We start from the raw sequence: 16,362 nt of genomic DNA, 5'->3' as shown, positions 1-16,362 counted from the left end.
AGTCACCTGGCGTATGCCCTGACATTTAAACCGGATTCACGGATCCTCTCGGTAAATGCCACTACAGACTCCTCGCTAGCTCGCAGTACGCCGCTTAACCTAGGCGCTCTGTATACGGTATAAACGTGTACTACATCGGGCTCTACAAGCAGTAATGCCTCAGCGAGGTTTTCAGCGTCTTTCTCAGTGTAGTTTACTAGGTTACCGTACCTTAAGAGCATGACCTGCACGGCGAGCACGCCGCTGAATTCTTTTCTGAACCTCTTCAACCACTCCACTACGTTACTTGCCCTCAACCCCTCTACGGGCTGGTTTATGGCAACGAATTTTTCCGGGTCTACCGTATCTAGCTTTGCCTCAACGAATTCTACTTCGCTTAACGCGTTTACGACACCTTCATGCCACAGCATTGTGGAATTGGTGAAGACCCCTACGCCCGAACTTAAACCGCGTTCCCTTGCAAACTCCAACGCGACCTGCACCATTTCTGGGAATCTCGCGTGTAGGGTAGGCTCACCGCTACCTGAGAAATCTAAGGCCTCTACCCTGCTTTCAACGGTTAAGAGGGCGCTATATGCCTGTTCCAGCGCCTGCTTGAGCGTTTTTACCGATATGCCGTAAGCGTCTTCCACCGGTTTAAGCGTCTTGAATTCCGTAACCCCGCGAAAACAGTATATGCAGTTAAAACTACAGATTTTGCAGCCTGGGAAAAGGTTTATCCCTATTGAAACCCCCCGTCTCCTCGACCTAAATGGCCCGTACACTATGGCCCTGCCTCTAAATGGGCACTGCAAGCACTCTCCACTTGGAGGACACAGTGCGTACAGCATTAACCCTTCTTCCCGCCTTTCTTGAGCGCTCCTCCCCAGAGCTCCCACGCCCTTACGAGCTCATCTCTAACGTAGACTTCTTTCACCTTTTCAACAGTACCGCTTCTCCTGTAGACGGTTACGAGTTCGCCGGCTTTCTCGCCGACGTAACCTATCACGCTGGCCTTTACACCTATATCGTGGAGGATCCTCAAAGCCTCTCCAACCCTGTCCTTGGGAACCGTTGCTACCAATGTACCCGAGCTGATGAGCCTAAGTGGGTCTAATCCCAGCACACTACTTATTACGGCTGTTTCCTCGGCCAACAGAACCCTTTCCTCCCAGACGTATATGGTCGTGTTGGAGGCGTAAGCGATTTCCACCAATCCGCCGAGCAGACCGCCTTCTGTGGGATCGTGCATTGAGGTGACTAGTCCCGCGTCTGCGAGAGCCAGTGCCTCCTTAACAACGCTCACCTCCCTGATGAACTCGCTACCGCGCTGGACAACACCCTCGGGTACACCGAGCTCCATTAACACATCCCTGAAGTCCGTTGCCAAGATCGCCGTGCCCTCAATGCCCGCTGACTTGGTCATTACCACCACGTCACCGACCTTGGCACCGCCTGTCGTCACGTACCTATCCTTCTCGGTTATTCCTATAGCCGTCATGGATATGAGGGGTCTCGTAATGCCCGGCGTAAACTCGGAGTGACCGCCTACAACCATAGCTCCCACCTCTTTCGCCGCCCTGTCCACCTGGCTCGTTATCCTGTCTACGAGCTCTTCGGTGGCGTTTTCGGGTAGGTATAGTACCGAGAGAAGCCAGCGGGGCTTAACCCCCCGCACAGCCACGTCGTTGGAAGCTATGTGGACTGCTAACCAACCTAAGAATTCAATAGCGCCGGTAATGGGGTCTACATGCGTAACCAGGACTTTTCCACCGCCAATATCTATCACGGCCGCGTCCTCGCCTATTGAAGGCCCCACGATTACCGAGGGATCTAAAACACCGGTTCTACTCAAAACATACTTGAAAAGCATGTCTGGAGAGAGCTTTCCAACCACGCCTTGCACCCGTTATAACATTACTGCTACCGGATAAATAACGGGCGCCCGTGGCGCCATTAGGAGGTCCTCTACGTGCTTTTCGATGGAATTCACGTAGTCGAGGCGTGCTTCTACCGTGCGTTAACCAAATAGCTCTAACAACATGTTTTCGAGGTCAGCTATTACCTTTACGAGCGGTTTCAACGGCTTGATCTTAGCAAAGACCCCGGCCATGAACTCTACGTCGCTCCCGTTCACGGCTTTTACCATTGGCGCGAAGGTTAAGTAAGCGAGCATGTATATTACCGCGTTCACGGCCAGCTTAACTATGGGCGGGCCTTGCAGGATCACCGTTAACGGCAAGAGCGGTAGTGCTGAGACTAACGCCGCTAAGTAAATGCGTGACACCCCCACATAATCTAGCTTTACGCGGTACTTCCTAACGGCCACTCCCAACCCGTACAACGTCGAGACACCGGTCGCCATTACGATGGAGGCTATTAAACCCTCAACGCCGAGCAGGAAAGTCAAGGCAGTTGACAGGGGTACAAACACGCCCGTATATACTAGCATGGACTTCAAGTATACTCCGGGATCTCCTAGACCGCTGAAGAAGCTCCCGAGGACGGCTGAACCCAGGCCAACGTATAGGTAGTTTAACGTGAGGAGCGATAAGTACCAAGGTGCAAGAGTGTACTCGGTTGTTCGAATCACCGCTATTATCAGCTCCCGGGAAGATAGGATTACAAACACTGAAACGGGAACTACCAGTAGCGAAGAGTACTTAACAGAGTACGTGAACATCCTCTTCAAGTCTTCCGAGTTCCCGCTGAGCTTCGAAAACGCAGGGAAGAGAATGCTTGAAACCGGTGTTACTAGAAGCGTTACCATGGCTGTAAAGCGCAGTGCCAAGTTGAAGTTTCCTATCACGAAATCCGAAGGAGTAGAGTGCGCGAGAATGGTGTTTCTAAAGGTGTCGTTAAGCGAGCCTAGGACACTCGCAAAGTACAGTGGCATGCCGTAACCGAGCATTAAAACAAGGTCTTCTCTTAGCGAGTACGCGTTAAAACCCGCGTTGAGGTTTAATTCCTTGTAATGCTTGCTTATTGAAAAGAAGCCTATAACCACCCCTATCACGTAGGCTATGGCGTTCCCTGCGAGCGCGCCCGGCACGTTGAAGCCCAGAATTACGAAGAGCGGTGCTAGAATGGCCCTGAACAACTGTAACGTGATGTTCACCAGGCTACAGCCCTTAGCGTCCCCGAATCCCAATAGAATGCTACTAGCTACGTTAAACGCTGTCTGGAGCACTACGAGGACTAGGATGACTCTCACCAGCTCGACGAGCCAGGGCCTATTTGTAAGTAGAGCTGTTAATTCGCCGAGTAGAAAGTAAGCCACTACGAAGACGAGAACGGACTCGGCTGTGGTGAACAGCAAGCCCCGCTTTATCAGTAAAGCAACTCGGCCATCCTCGCCACGGCTCTTATAGTAAGCTATGTACCTCGTTAAGGCGGCATTTACACCGAGACCCGTGAAGACTATCAGAAACCCCGGAATAACAAACGCTAAAGAGTAGATACCGTAAAGTTCAGGGCCCAGTAAGTTCGCGACGACAATACCGCATATGGCAGATAAAAACGTGGATAATGCGCTACCGCTGAACAGGAACAAAGCACCCGTAGCGGTCTCCTCGAAGACCCGTGGTAAGCCGCTATCGGCATCACCAGTCAAGTACGGGGCACCTCGAGCCTTGCTCAGCGTTGGTTGCGTGGCTACTAGGCACAGTATCCAAGTTCACTATCATATTTGGGTTCTCCTTATAAGAGTAACCCGGCTCTCGAAGAGACCAGGGCCTACTTTCAGCCGGTTTAACGATTCTTGGTGCGCGTCCCGAGGCCCCCGACAACTTCATGCGTTACAGCCTTTATTAAGGGGGTGCTCGGATACCTAGTTACGTAGTGTTATCGGCGGGTGGGATCTTTGACTTCCGTTTTAGGCGTTGAGAAGCTAGTTGCAAGTATAGTCGAGAACTTGAAGGCTGTGGCGAGCAACATTGACTGTGCAGTTGCCTGTGTTAGCGGAGGTATCGACAGCACCACGTCAGCCATACTCGCCAAGAGGGCTCTCGGAGACGTGGTTTACCCCGTGTTCATAGATACCGGCTTCATGAGGTTGAACGAGGCTACGCGGGTTCGTGCAGCCCTTTCGGGGCTAATTACGCTAGAGGTCTACGACTTCTCCGAGTACTTCCTCTCGAGGCTTGAGGGCCTCAGTGACGCGGAGGAGAAGCGGATTGCATTTAGGGACCTGTTCTACACCGCCGTTAAGAAAGTGGCCGAGGAAAAGGGGTGTAGCTGGGTTGTTCAAGGGACAATAAAGGCAGATGTGGTTGAAACCGTTGGCGGCGTGAAGACACAGCACAACGTTTTAAATGAACAGCTTCTTGGTAAGTACGGGTTAATGGTCATCGAGCCCCTAGTTGACCTCTACAAGCACGAAGTGAGAGCAGTTGCGAGGTACCTCGGGCTACCGGAGTACATTACCGAGAGACAGCCCTTCCCAGGCCCGGGGCTCCTCGTTAGAACTGTGGGGAGGCTTCGCAGGAACAAGCTCGAATTGGTCAGGAAACTAACAGACGTCGTTGAGAACTCGTTTGTAAATAAGGGTTACAGCCAGTACTTCCCCGCGGTCTGGGAGTACAGCGTTGTTGAGAGCTCCAGTACAAACGGCGTAGAATACTCCGTGCACGGCGTCAAGGTCACGGGTGTCTTTGAAGGTAAACGTAGTTATGGCCACCCCCTAGTCGTTGAAAAGTGGCCTAGAAATGTAGACGTGTATGGGCTTTACAGGGAGTTTGACACCGTAGAATACCCGCACATCCTAGTAACCCTCGCCGAGAAAGAGAGTGGTTCCTACTTAGTTGCGCTGAGGGTCGTTAAAACAGAGAACTTCATCGTCGCAGAAGTCCCGAGAATAGAACTCGGTGTTCTTAGAGCGCTCGCGGACAGGATCCTAGAGAACCCGGAAGTTAAAGCTGTGGCCTTTGACGTAACGCCCAAGCCCCCTGCGACAATAGAGTACGAGTAGAGGCCGCGTTTTTTACCGCGTTTATTGACCTTGATCGGCAACCCCACTCCTCACAATAGACTTGACCGCTTTCGAGCCCTTCTAGACAGTACATCTGACATCCTCGGAGCCGAGCCTAGCGTGGACAAAGGATCACCGGGTTGCGCGTGACGTGTATAGTACTACACTGAGTTCTCCGCGCGCGTTTTCAGCACGGCGTACCGCGCGCTGATCCCGGCATTCCCTGTTTACTATAGAGCTAAGCACGTATCGGCTTGATACCCGGAACCGTGGCCGTTTTTAGCCTTGAACAATCTAACCATTACCGGGGTAGGCGAGGCCACGTAGCTGGAACTCATGCTTTTGAAGCTCTTAAGGTGCTGTGATGTGAGTACTGATGTCTTGGCCGTGCTATACTTGATCGTGCCGGCCGTGCTCGTAGCGTGGACCTTCAAAAGGCTCGGGCTGGTAGAAATAGTGGGTTTTGTGCTCGGCGGTATACTCTCGTACTACTTGCTAGAACGCCTTGGAGTGGCCGTGGAGGGTGTGGTTGAGTATGCCGAGCCGATCCGGTTAATTGGGTTGATACTATTCTCGTTCGAGGTAGGAGCCTCCCTGGACATTCGGGGGGTCACCAAGTCAGCCCATGTGGTTTTGTCAGCGGAGCTTGTTTTTCTCATAGTGGCGTGGATTACAAGCGGGGTTCTCGTCACGTTACTGGAGCTCAGTGTACTGGAGCGTCTCTTAGTCTTCCTGGTAATCGTGAACTCCTCCACGCTCGCGGTAGTCGCTCTCCGGAAGTCGGGTCTCAGGGGGGATGTGTACGAAAGAGCCGCTTTACAGACCAGCCTCGAGGACCTACTACAGTTCGTAATTCTCGGCTTGCTAGTTACGGCTCCCCAGGTTCAACGACTGAACGCGATTCAAGCACTGCTCGACGCCTTACGGCTGGCTGGCTCGGTGTTAGCGCTCTTCCTTGCCGCGAGGTACTTGTCTATGCTGCTTAGTAAGAGCCCATTCACTCGGGGCAGGGCGGAGAAGTTCTTTACGCTAGTTGTACTAGCAATGCTGTTCTCCACCTTCGCTTTTTCACTCGGATTGCCCGAGCTTATAGGGGCCTTCATAGCCGGGTTAGCTGCATCCCTGTACTTCGATTTAAGCGACGTTAAGGACATGTTAAGTGGTGTGAGAGAACTGGGCTTACTGTTTTACTTCACAACGCTGGGCCTGGTGATCGCGCCCTGGATGCCCAGAGTAGACTTCACCCTATTCGCTCACGCAGCGGTCTTCGCTCTCGTGGCGATAGCCACGAGAGTGGTTGGAATCGCGCTGGGGCTTGCCGTCTCAGGCATGGATGTGCGGAGCTCTGTGCACACATCACTGATCCTCGCACCAATTAGCGAGACGGGAATGATCTTCGCGTACGCGCTCGCGGAGAGGGGGTTTATCGGGGTTAACCTGGTCATTCTCGTGACGTTTTCTGTTCTCTTCACAATGGTCATCTCTTCGGCAATTACCCCCAAGTCCTCCAACATAGCAACACGAATAGAGGCGCTGCTACCCCGCCGAATGATCAAGGCCATTAACGCCATTTCCAGGGTTTACTATGGGCGGGTAGAGTTCTCACTGAACGCGCTGTCAGCGCTGATCCGGTTCTCGGCGCTCTCCTTAATAATAACCACCGTTACCAGCGTTACCCTCGAAGCGCTAATGCACTTTAACGCCCCCACTTTAGTACCAACCCTGGTCATGATTACCTCGCTAGTACTGATTTTACTAGTGCACGTAGCAACGCTACGTAAGTTAACTAAAATAATGCTGAGCTCTATTAGCGGGCTCAAGAGGGCGACTCCACTAATAGTACTGAACACCGTCGTGGATTTCTTGATGTGCATGCTCGCAGTAGCACTCCAGATCTACCTCCTCTACGACTACATCTACAGGCACCAACCCCTACTACTAGTACAGGAATACGCGGTGGTGTACATTTCGACAATGATCGTGGCCACGATCACCATATACGAGACGGTGCGTCGCTACAAGCAGGTTGTAAAGCCTAGTTAAGAGTAGCGGAGTACAGCTCTCGGAGACGTAGCTGGCGTCACAAGTAGTCCGGGACCCCCACTATTAGCGCCAGTTGCACGGACTACGCAGCCTTAACGCTTAATATGCCGGTAACTAAACAGTTTACTTGGGATGAAGAAGGCTGTACTCGCCGAGCAGTGAAGAATCCGTTGAATGCCGACCACTTCCTACCTTGACTACATTATCTTAGTAGAGCTCTACGCCGGATTCGATATCATGGCATAGATATACCTGCCCGGGTGTTTCCAGGGCAGTCTGTGAAGAACTCTTGCCATATAGTAGTTCAAAGCAAGACTGGCGAGTTCCCCACCTCGCTGCTGGAGAGATGGCATTGCCCGCTGAAACGGATCTTTAAAGTTTCTCTATTTCTTGGTGTAAGTGCTGGATGTCCTGGTACGGGTATACCTCTACCTCACCTTCCCTATCCACTAGCACCATTATTGGCTTCTTGACACGTCTACTCTCTATACAGCTTCTCGCCCTACGCCATATTAGCTTAAGTAAGAGCGATATATCTGCTTTGATTTTAACGCCAGCCCTATCGGCCTCCTCTATTACTAGTGCTGGAATGTCAACGTGTCTCGTGCCTTCACTCAACAACACCTTCACCGGCGACGTGGCTAGCTTATACGCTATGATGGTTTGCCTAGCAAGCTCGAGGTTTCTCAAGGCCCTTTTCTCAACTACTGCTATGTCCTGGTGTGAAACATTCAATGAAAATGCAACTTCCCTTAAACTCAGCCCCCTGGCTCTGAGCTTCAAAACCTTGACCTGGCGCTCTGTGAGCAAGCCAAGCCTCTTGGACCGCGCCATGCAGGTCACCATCCAATACACACATTTGACGGCATTGGGGGTAAAATCCACAAAACACCACACCTAGTAGGGCGTATTCATTAAACGGAGAGAGCGCTACGTAGCAACGGCATTAGTTTACGCTTCAAGACTCACCCCTTATACAGCGGTTACTTGCGCATCGCTAACCAGGATGTAGTACCTCTACGAGTACGTAGAGTTTAACACTTATGCAACGCGTACCTAGACGGCTTCACTTGGAGATGCCTTCGGATGGCGGGGATCAAGTACTGACTCTCCAAGCTCGAAACAAGCATAACTAGGCTCCTCAACCGGAATCCCATCCGCGAGAACGGCCTCTCCCGCTTCAGCTACTATTTACGGACCACGCGTTCACCACGATGTAGCGACGCGGTAGACAGCGTTGCGACTACTAGATAGCAGTTACTAGGTCGTCATACTCGGCATAGCTTAATCCCAGGAGAGTAGCCACGGCTTTTAATTCCTCCCGGATATCGCCGGGTATTAGTACGTGGTGGTTTGCCACGGCCACGAGGGGCATCTTCTTAACCGGGAACCCTAGCTCTAGGATGGCCTGCATCCTGCACATGGTATCGTAAATTAACCCACTGCCTAGAACGCGCCCCGTGGTCATCGCCATAACCGTGAAGTCGGGGCTCAGCGATGCAACGGTGTAGACGCTACCCAAGAGCCTACCAGTCAAGGAGTAAGGGCACCCGCTCTCGAAATGGGTCGTCATAACGGGCTCCCCGACCATGTTCAGCGCAATGGTGCAGTGAGCGAAGTAGGCTCTTTCATCCTCGAAAGCAACGGCGTTTGCTACCCAGCCACTAGTACGGGTCAGCGCTTTGGAGATCAGCATGAGCGCCAAGGCGGCTAAGTCTCCCTCGCACGAGGTCACAATTCCCTCGCTGTTCAGTAGCGCTAGGGCTGTACACGGCGTTATACCGTACTTCACCAAGTACGGGAAGCAGTCTACCGCGATTCCATCGTAGTTACCGGACTCCACCACTGCCTTCAAGGAGGCGTAGACCTTGGCTGCGTTGACTAGCATACCTCTCGGTACCTTGGATTCCACCTTGCTGAAAACCCCTAAGAAGTGCTCCACGTAGTCCCCTCTCGCGGATTCGATCCCCGAAGCGAGGTCGTCCATGGACATGACATCCACCACTGACTCGAACCTAGCCTCGAAGTCCCTGGCACTCCGAGGCTTTTCCCCGCGAGGCACCACGAGGAGCACCTTGGAGTTCAGTAGAGACGCCACAGCACCGACTACGCTGAGCATACGTTGCACTTCCATGGCGCACTCCGGGGAATTCACGCTTCTACAGTGAAACAGCCGCGTCCACGTACCTTTAAGCTCCATTTTAGTCTTAGCGGACACGGCCGATGCGAGGCTGTTGTGCTCGCCGTGGCCGAAGACTACTACTCTGCTGTAGTTGGCGGTGGAAGCGAACTTCTGCATTAACCCACTAACACCACCAGTTAGTGCTATGAGTACCGGTACTGCATCACTGTACCTCTTAGCGTACTCCTCCACTTCGCCTTCACTAGATATGGGCGACAAGAACTCGACGCTGAGCCCGGCCCTAGAGACATGCCCTTTCACGACTTCGTACACGGACGCGTAGTACGCTTCTCCGTGAAGCCTCGACGCGAACGGAATAACACATATCCTCTTCACGCGAAACACCCTACCAACGAACTATAGGCAGCTCGCTTTAATCTCTTTAGTCGCTAAATAAGCGGGCAAGGCGGTTAGATTGGCCCGGGGCCGCGCTGTTCTCGCAAGGTATTTAAATACGCGTATCCATTACTAGCAGTAAACAGGGTGAAATAGTACATGGTCGTTAAGTCCAAGCTCGTTACACCTCTTTTCATCCTAGTCCTCTTGGCGTCTGCAATGCCAGTCCCCTTAATCGCCGGTAACAGCTATAGCTATAAAGTAGCGCTAGAAAACATGGGTATAAGAGTACCGCAAGAACAGGTAAAAGGCTACTACGAGCTCTACGAAGTGGCCCTTAAGGGCGTAAGAGTACTGGAAGCTACCGGCAACTACGTGCTAGTCAGCCTAGATGGCCTAGATAATGCGGGCTACGTGATGGTGCCCGGTAAGCCCTTACTGCCTTACGTCACCTATACGTTCATAGTTAAGGGGTACGTGAAGGAGGCCAGGGTACACGTGGAGCCCCTATCCTTTAAGACCATTAGATTAAGTAGCCGGGTACTGCCTGCACCGAGGCCTCTGACCTACCACCCAAGCTACCCGAATAGACTCGAGCACGTTCCCGACGAGGAAGTGTACGGTAGAGACAAGTACTTTCCAGGAGTACTAGCAGAGGCTAATGTATACCACGGGCTTCTGGGTAGGAGTGTATTGTCCGTTAAGGTGTACCCAGTTCAGTACAACCCGCTCAAGAACGAAGTCGTGGTCGTAGATCGCGCCGTCGTCAAGGTCAGCTACACTAAGCCCGCGTACATGCCGTTCAATGAGAAGAGCCTACTGATAATAACTACGCAGAGCCTGGCCGGGCTACTCAACACGACTCTAGGAGACTTCTACAGGGGTAAGGGGTACAGTGTGACGGTGGTGGATACGGAGTACATCTACGAGAAGTACCCTCCCGCCGGCACTATAAGCGATTACCCGGGCTTCTACAACCCCGCATTCCCTGATAGGATATACGAAGTACTCCAAAGATTCTACAACTACACTCTTGCACTAAAAATCATAAAGTACCTAGAAAGCACCCTGGGTAGCTACTCCCACGTACTACTGGTCGGTAACGCCCTAGACGTGCCGCCGAGCTTCTACTACCAGTACTCTACATACATGTACTTCTACCTGGACCCCTATAACGCGTGGATGCCCACGGACATATTCTACTCCGACTTGGACAGGGACCTCGTACCGGACCTGTTCGTGGGCAGGATACCCTTCAGCAACCCAGAATCAGTTAGCTACGTTGTTGACAAGATAAGGTCATGGTATAACGCTCCGGCCGCTAGTAGTGATAAGCTAGTCATGGCCGGGGGATACCCCTTCGGGCTTTCAATGATGTTCGGTGAAACAGCGCTTTCAACAATGACGCTTTTCAACGACACGTGGAGCTTTAACACGGTGCTCTTGACGAGAACTAGCGGTAACTACTCACCGGTAACAGTTAAATCCGTTCTACAGGGCTACGAAGACGCTGCGTGGTTTTTCCTACTCTCGCACGGTGAAGGCACAGCATTCGCTGACCTGCTGATGACTCCGGAATACAGGGCAATAGAGTACCTAGCTACCTCAAAGGACCTACTAGCAATGAAGCCCAGTCCAAGCGTTCCCGTGGTGTCCAGTGTTGCCTGCACAAACGCGGCATGGGATACCGAGCTAGTACCGCCTTCGGAAAGCTACTATACTCCTTTCACCCCACCCAGTATTGGTCAAGCCATGCTACTGTCACCCGCTGGTGGAGTAGCGTATGTGGGGTCTGCCAGAATAGCGTGGGAGTACTTAGGCCCCTTCGTGTTCGAGGACGGCGTCATCTACAACTACTATTACGGGGCAACGCTACTGCACAGGAAGATCATATCCACCTATAACAGCTATAGAATGATCGGCGAAAAGGTGAGTCTCGGGCAGGTGGTTGCCGAGGGGCTAGCTAGGTACCTGTCCGAGGTGGCAGTTTCCGGGGTAATCGTGTACCCCGAAGACCTCGACGTCATCATGTCCGAGGTCATGAAGCTGTCACTTCTCGGGGATCCAGCGCTAGCGCTACCGGTACCCGAAAAGGCTGTTGAAAAGCCTTGGATAAGGTACATTAAGGGAGTTAACCCCCTAAGTTACCTCAACGCCTACACGGTGTTCTTCATTGGGGAAGGGCAGGTACCACTGTACAGACCAGGTATAGCCGGCGTCATGAACATATCGGGTGGTGGCACATCGGAAGTAACGGTAGTCGTGAACAGGATATTCGGCGACTCGGTAGGCCTGTACTACCACCTACCAATAACCACGGAGAGCACGTCGATCCAGGAGGGGGTCGGCGTCTACGAAACCCTCTTCGACAGGGAGAGAAGTGGTAAGGTGTTGATAAAGTTCTGCGTACCCGGATGGGGCGAAGTAAGGTACTTAGCGACATCAATGGGCTTAGCCGTAAGCCCCGAGAGGGCTAAGATGGGTGGGCTAGTAAGCATTGAGGGGTTCGGCCTCGACATCCTCGGTTACATATACGAGGTAGAGCTAGTAGTAGCCGGTAGAATAGTAACCAGGGTACCCGTCGATCCCACGCTAGGTTACTTGAACTGGGCCCTAGCCCTCCCCTACATAGTGCCCGGAATATACAACGTTACAATCATTCTCCCAAGGGGTTACTACGATCCAGCGCTATCACCAGTGCTACCTCTCCTCGCGGCTAAGTTAACGGTGTACGGCGAAGAGGGGTTGAGCGTTAACGTTATAGCGCCGAACGCGGTGGAGGTTCACGAAAAGGTAGCCGTACTAGTTAATACTGTGTTCAGAGGGGAGCCGGTGGATTCGCAGATCACCGTGATGGCCATAGGCCCCGACGGCTCAGAGGTGCAGCCGGTTATCAAGAGGCTGAATGAAGGGGTGTACTTGGTGGAGTTCACGGCCGAGGCACCGGGGGCTTACAAGGTTATTGTCAAGGCGAGTTACGGAACGGAACTAATAAGCGCCTACGGTACCGGCGGCTTCGCAGTAGTAGCCGTTGATAGGCTATACGATGTCGGTGAACTAGTACAAAACGAGGCTGAGAAGACTAGGACGTTAGTTGTCCTGCTAAATGGAACCCTGTCGGCCGGCTTGGCGGACCTGATCAGGGACATTAAGGTGCTCGGCAACGGAGTAGTTGTCATAGAAACGAAAGTAGGTGAGGTAGCCGGGAGGCTAGTAGAATTGAACAACAACGTCTTAGCCGTTAACACGTCGGCCGGGCTTCTCTTCATAAAGCTCGACGATCTAGGGGACGATATACGCGTAAAGCTCGAATCAGCAAAGCTGGAGGTTACGGGTAAACTCGAAGACAGGATAGGTGAACTTGAAGACAGCGTGAGCAAAGTGAACAGCACAATTAACACTAAGCTAGAAGAGCTGGACGGTAGAATTAGCCAAATCGCTGGAACAGTGTACATCATGATAGGGGTTCTTTACGTGGTAGTAGCGATCATGGGTGCAGTAATCCTAGTCACTAGGAGAAAGCATTAATCCCGCTTCACTTATTTGTTTTTAACCCACTCTCTGCCTCCTGAAGGTTACCCAGTGCAACCCATACGTACTGGCTTTAAAGCGGGAGACCAGTTAGCTGTCATCCTCGTGAAACCGCTTGAAGCGAGTGTAATAGGCCGCCCGAAACAGTAGGGCTCTCCACCGAGCTTTTCAGCAAAGGATTTACCTGGTTATATCAAAAATTATAAATATAATAAATATAAATACACCTTGCACGCTATTAAGGAGTGGGGCCGGGGACCGTGAATGCCACGGTATCACGGGGACTCGGCGTAAAACGCGTAATTAGGAGCCATGTAATGCGAATTGCACCGGGTTTACTTCAGTTACTCGACCTGTACTGCGTCAGAACTACGGGTGAAGACTGCATTACGCTACTGCTCACGAACCCTGAGATGTTTAGGGACATCTTGCTGGAAATATACGGTTCACCATATACCCTAGAGGTCGTTATAAGGCTATTCCTATATCCGTTGCTACTAGAAACGAGTAGCAACGAGCCCGTTGACATCTTGGCTAAGCTATTTGTAAACAATCCCCGTGAACTGCGCGAACTAATACGGGAAATGATGCAGACGTGTTCGAGGTGAACGCGCCTCCGGGTAGTGGAAGTGGTAGCGCCCTGAGCGCTCCGTGCAGCGGCGAGCTGTAATTACGGCACCCCAGCGGCCTTGACGTCTCGCCCTCGAAAGCGGTATCCTTTACCCTGAACCCACCGGTCGCTACTACTTGCGTGCACCTCGCAGATTAGAAGACCGCGATGTGCGAATTGCCGCTTTCCGAGCAGGCTTACTGGAAACAGCACGATATAATGTGGCCTCACGCCTCTCCGTGTTTTATTCCGTGCATTAATTTCGGTTCTAGTAACGGTATTTTTCTAGCCTATATTTGGTTTCTAACACGAGGTCTCTGAGTAACGTGTACGTGTGCAGTATCAGTGGAGTTATGATGAGCGACACTAGCGAGCAGTAGGCGTGCCCGCCGACGAACTGGCTGATCACGGAGAGTATGCGCGTAGAGGCCCACCACGCCAACGCCATTGAGAGCGCCGCTTTAACAGCACGCATAATGACGTAGCGCAAGCCCCCTTCTACCAGATGGTAAAACATGCACTTAAAAGCTACTGGAGTACTGGGACAGCGAGGCCGATGGAGAGGACCCTCCACGGTTCGCTTCCGTGGCTGGCCCACTACGTGAACGCGACCACTTCTTCAACGGGCTTCCTTCTACGTGGTTTCGGCTCCTCGGCCGGATATCCCAGCGCTACGATTGCCTGTAGATCGCAGTTTTCAGGCGGGTTCAGGACCCTATTAAAATCTTCCTTCAAGAAAACGGGTACACCGAGCCAAACGCTACCTATGCCCATGCTCCACGCCGCTATGATCAGGTTCTCGATCGCAGCCGACACCGACTGTACCGCCATGAGCTTCTCGTACTCGTAGTACTCGTCCTTGTAGATCCTCTTGCGCAGGTCAGCGTACACGGCTATGTAAACGGGTGCCCGGTACATTCCTTCATCGATCCTCCTCATCCACTTGACAACCGCCTCACCACTGTATGGTTTTAGAAGAACACTCGTAGCGTAGTACTCATGCGCTTTTCTGAGGAGCCGGTGTACCTCCTTCCTCTTTTCCTCGGAATACACCACTATGAAAAACCACTGCTCCGCACCTTGAGCTGTGGGGGCTCTGGTGGCGGCTTCGAGCAGCTTCACCACCGTACTCAGGGGTAAGGGGTCTTGTTTAAACCACCTAATACTACACCTCGTGAACAGCGTGTCTAGGCACTGCGACATGTGCTCTCCCAGTCGTGGATGTGAACTTAGTATTCACGAGGGATTTAACGCCGGTATGGCTTTAATATGCTTTATTAACTAGCTAAGCGGTATATTTTGCCTGGTGGCGAGTAGATGGCGGATTTAAGTGAAATCGTAGGTGTTATTTCTGCAAACCCCCAGCTGGCCGTCGTCATGATAATACAGTTCATACTGGGCCTTGCCCTAGGCTACATCGCCGTCAAGGCGTTCAAGTACATCGTCGCGTTCGTAGCCATCTTAGCGCTCGGCTCACTCCTATCGGTTTGGAGCATCGGAATGACGCCCGAAGACGTCTTAAAAACCATTGGCTTAACAGTAGCTGCCGTCAAGAACCTAGTAGTACTGCTCGGCTTAACTACCGCAGGCCCCGTAACCGCAGGCTTCATCATAGGCGCAATAACCGCTCTCATCAAAAAGTAGCGTTAAAGCCTCACGACAACGCCCAACGACCAGATCCGATCGCGACGAGAGCCTACATAGCACCCACCAAGGACGCGGTTTCTAGGGCAGGTTGGCTCTTCCCCCCTGTTTCACGGTGACTACTAGCTACTCTACATGCGGGTTATAAGCCACCTTCGAGCTCAACGGCACGGAGTTCACGCACCCAGCGAGTCATCACAGCTGATCACCACAAGGGGGCCACAGGCACCGCATGTCAAAGCCTCCTAAGTCCGCGAAAACACTTGACTCATCACTAACTACAAGAACTCCTACGAAAATCAGTAAACACTATACACTAAAACGGCTGCAACACCCCATTCACTCTCTGGAAGGCGGGGTTTTCAACTGTTAAAAAATAAAAACCCTTAGCATTTTTATAGCTTTAAAGTCACTAGATTATTAGATGGTGTAAAGAAGTGAGGTATGCACTAGTACTGGCTCTAGCCCTCTTGGCCATGACGGCAACTCTAGCCAGCGTCTTCGCATACTACCCGTTAACTCTGCAGGTTGTGCCAACGGCTCCGGGAGTCGTGTTCGAAAAGGGTAGTAACGCTGGTCAACCCGACATCGGAGCAAGGAACACCATCACGGTCTCCGTAGGAGCCAACAAGACATCGGCGACCATCACCATTCACCCAACCTACCAGGAGAACTACTACAAGGACGTTCTGAGGATCAACAACACGGATGACAACGCGATGAACGTCTACATAGTCTTCACATCCGTGTCGAACACGTTGCCAGCGGGTAGCGTCGTGAAGCTCTTCGTCTACGAGGATACCACCAAGGTCAAAGAGCTCAACGTAACCAGTCCACAGCTCAACCAGCCAATAAGCATTGGTCTACTGGGGGCTACAAAGGTCTGGCAGATCGACATCTACGTCTACATACCCGAGGGAACAGTCATCACAGGGAGATCCTACACGGCGGACGCTAAGCTAGTGTACACGCCGTCAACGGAGACTCCGCCCGCGAACCCAGCCGGTGGAAGGTAGTAGGAGATGACCCGGCCGAGCCCCTCTAGAATTAAATCGTTTTTTTGTTAAA

At 52.2% G+C, this 16,362-nt stretch carries 13 protein-coding genes; 6 read left to right on the top strand and 7 right to left on the bottom strand.

Features of this window, described 5'->3' with window-relative positions; genetic code table 11:
* Nucleotides 1-2: 2 nt before the first annotated feature.
* The 3 genes from QXU03_06305 to QXU03_06295 form a co-directional block, all read right to left on the bottom strand.
* Nucleotides 3-830: a radical SAM protein gene (locus tag QXU03_06305; GenBank protein MEM2171344.1), complete on the bottom strand. Its 828-nt coding sequence runs from the start codon at nucleotides 828-830 to the stop codon at nucleotides 3-5.
* Nucleotides 830-1,876, bottom strand: a complete 1,047-nt coding sequence (locus QXU03_06300; protein MEM2171343.1) for an AIR synthase family protein — start codon at nucleotides 1,874-1,876, stop codon at nucleotides 830-832. Before QXU03_06300 ends, QXU03_06305 begins: the two co-directional genes overlap by 1 nt.
* A 123-nt stretch (nucleotides 1,877-1,999) precedes the next feature.
* Nucleotides 2,000-3,592 carry an oligosaccharide flippase family protein gene (locus QXU03_06295; GenBank protein MEM2171342.1) on the bottom strand — a complete coding sequence of 531 codons (1,593 nt, stop codon included), beginning with the start codon at nucleotides 3,590-3,592 and terminating at the stop codon, nucleotides 2,000-2,002.
* 249 nt (nucleotides 3,593-3,841) lie between these two features.
* Here QXU03_06295 and QXU03_06290 point away from each other — a divergent pair, with 249 nt between their 5' ends.
* Both QXU03_06290 and QXU03_06285 read left to right on the top strand, forming a co-directional pair.
* Entirely contained in the window at nucleotides 3,842-4,948 is a 1,107-nt protein-coding gene (locus QXU03_06290; protein MEM2171341.1) for a GMP synthase, read from the top strand.
* A gap of 366 nt (nucleotides 4,949-5,314) precedes the next feature.
* Nucleotides 5,315-6,991 carry a cation:proton antiporter gene (locus tag QXU03_06285; GenBank protein ID MEM2171340.1) on the top strand — a complete coding sequence of 559 codons (1,677 nt, stop codon included), beginning with the start codon at nucleotides 5,315-5,317 and terminating at the stop codon, nucleotides 6,989-6,991.
* Between the two features lie 372 nt (nucleotides 6,992-7,363).
* Here QXU03_06285 and QXU03_06280 read toward each other — a convergent pair whose 3' ends face one another.
* Together QXU03_06280 and QXU03_06275 are read right to left on the bottom strand one after the other, a co-directional pair.
* Nucleotides 7,364-7,825 carry a Tfx family DNA-binding protein gene (locus QXU03_06280; GenBank protein ID MEM2171339.1) on the bottom strand — a complete coding sequence of 154 codons (462 nt, stop codon included), beginning with the start codon at nucleotides 7,823-7,825 and terminating at the stop codon, nucleotides 7,364-7,366.
* Nucleotides 7,826-8,237: 412 nt separating this feature from the next.
* Complete coding sequence (locus tag QXU03_06275) at nucleotides 8,238-9,509, bottom strand: hypothetical protein (GenBank protein MEM2171338.1); 1,272 nt, start codon at nucleotides 9,507-9,509, stop codon at nucleotides 8,238-8,240.
* 159 nt (nucleotides 9,510-9,668) lie between these two features.
* Between QXU03_06275 and QXU03_06270 the strand changes: the two genes are divergently transcribed.
* Nucleotides 9,669-13,037 carry a C25 family cysteine peptidase gene (locus tag QXU03_06270; protein MEM2171337.1) on the top strand — a complete coding sequence of 1,123 codons (3,369 nt, stop codon included), beginning with the start codon at nucleotides 9,669-9,671 and terminating at the stop codon, nucleotides 13,035-13,037.
* Nucleotides 13,038-13,300: 263 nt separating this feature from the next.
* Nucleotides 13,301-13,648: a hypothetical protein gene (locus tag QXU03_06265; GenBank protein ID MEM2171336.1), complete on the top strand. Its 348-nt coding sequence runs from the start codon at nucleotides 13,301-13,303 to the stop codon at nucleotides 13,646-13,648.
* A gap of 270 nt (nucleotides 13,649-13,918) precedes the next feature.
* On the opposite strand, the gene QXU03_06260 is transcribed toward QXU03_06265, so the two are convergent.
* Both QXU03_06260 and QXU03_06255 read right to left on the bottom strand, forming a co-directional pair.
* Nucleotides 13,919-14,167: a hypothetical protein gene (locus tag QXU03_06260; protein MEM2171335.1), complete on the bottom strand. Its 249-nt coding sequence runs from the start codon at nucleotides 14,165-14,167 to the stop codon at nucleotides 13,919-13,921.
* 80 nt (nucleotides 14,168-14,247) lie between these two features.
* Nucleotides 14,248-14,853, bottom strand: a complete 606-nt coding sequence (locus QXU03_06255) for a nitroreductase family protein (protein ID MEM2171334.1) — start codon at nucleotides 14,851-14,853, stop codon at nucleotides 14,248-14,250.
* A 114-nt stretch (nucleotides 14,854-14,967) separates the two neighbouring features.
* Between QXU03_06255 and QXU03_06250 the strand changes: the two genes are divergently transcribed.
* Together QXU03_06250 and QXU03_06245 are read left to right on the top strand one after the other, a co-directional pair.
* Nucleotides 14,968-15,294, top strand: coding sequence for a hypothetical protein (locus QXU03_06250; GenBank protein MEM2171333.1), 327 nt, complete (start codon nucleotides 14,968-14,970; stop codon nucleotides 15,292-15,294).
* Between the two features lie 437 nt (nucleotides 15,295-15,731).
* Nucleotides 15,732-16,310 (top strand): hypothetical protein, encoded by a 579-nt coding sequence (locus QXU03_06245; protein MEM2171332.1) that lies wholly within the window; start codon nucleotides 15,732-15,734, stop codon nucleotides 16,308-16,310.
* Nucleotides 16,311-16,362: the final 52 nt, after the last annotated feature.

The sequence above is a fragment of the Desulfurococcaceae archaeon genome, assembly GCA_038845865.1.
In the GTDB taxonomy this organism is placed as follows: Archaea; Thermoproteota; Thermoprotei_A; order Sulfolobales; family Desulfurococcaceae; genus UBA285.
This window is presented reverse-complemented; position numbering and strand designations above follow the sequence as displayed.

Excerpts from the sequence above, each read along its gene's own strand:
- QXU03_06305 (MEM2171344.1), bottom strand. The coding sequence starts at position 830 with ATGCTGTACGCACTGTGTCCTCCAAGTGGAGAGTGCTTGCAGTGCCCA.
- QXU03_06280 (MEM2171339.1), bottom strand. The coding sequence starts at position 7,825 with ATGGCGCGGTCCAAGAGGCTTGGCTTGCTCACAGAGCGCCAGGTCAAG.
- QXU03_06270 (MEM2171337.1), top strand. The coding sequence starts at position 9,669 with ATGGTCGTTAAGTCCAAGCTCGTTACACCTCTTTTCATCCTAGTCCTC.
- QXU03_06260 (MEM2171335.1), bottom strand. The coding sequence starts at position 14,167 with ATGTTTTACCATCTGGTAGAAGGGGGCTTGCGCTACGTCATTATGCGT.
- QXU03_06255 (MEM2171334.1), bottom strand. The coding sequence starts at position 14,853 with ATGTCGCAGTGCCTAGACACGCTGTTCACGAGGTGTAGTATTAGGTGG.
- QXU03_06250 (MEM2171333.1), top strand. The coding sequence starts at position 14,968 with ATGGCGGATTTAAGTGAAATCGTAGGTGTTATTTCTGCAAACCCCCAG.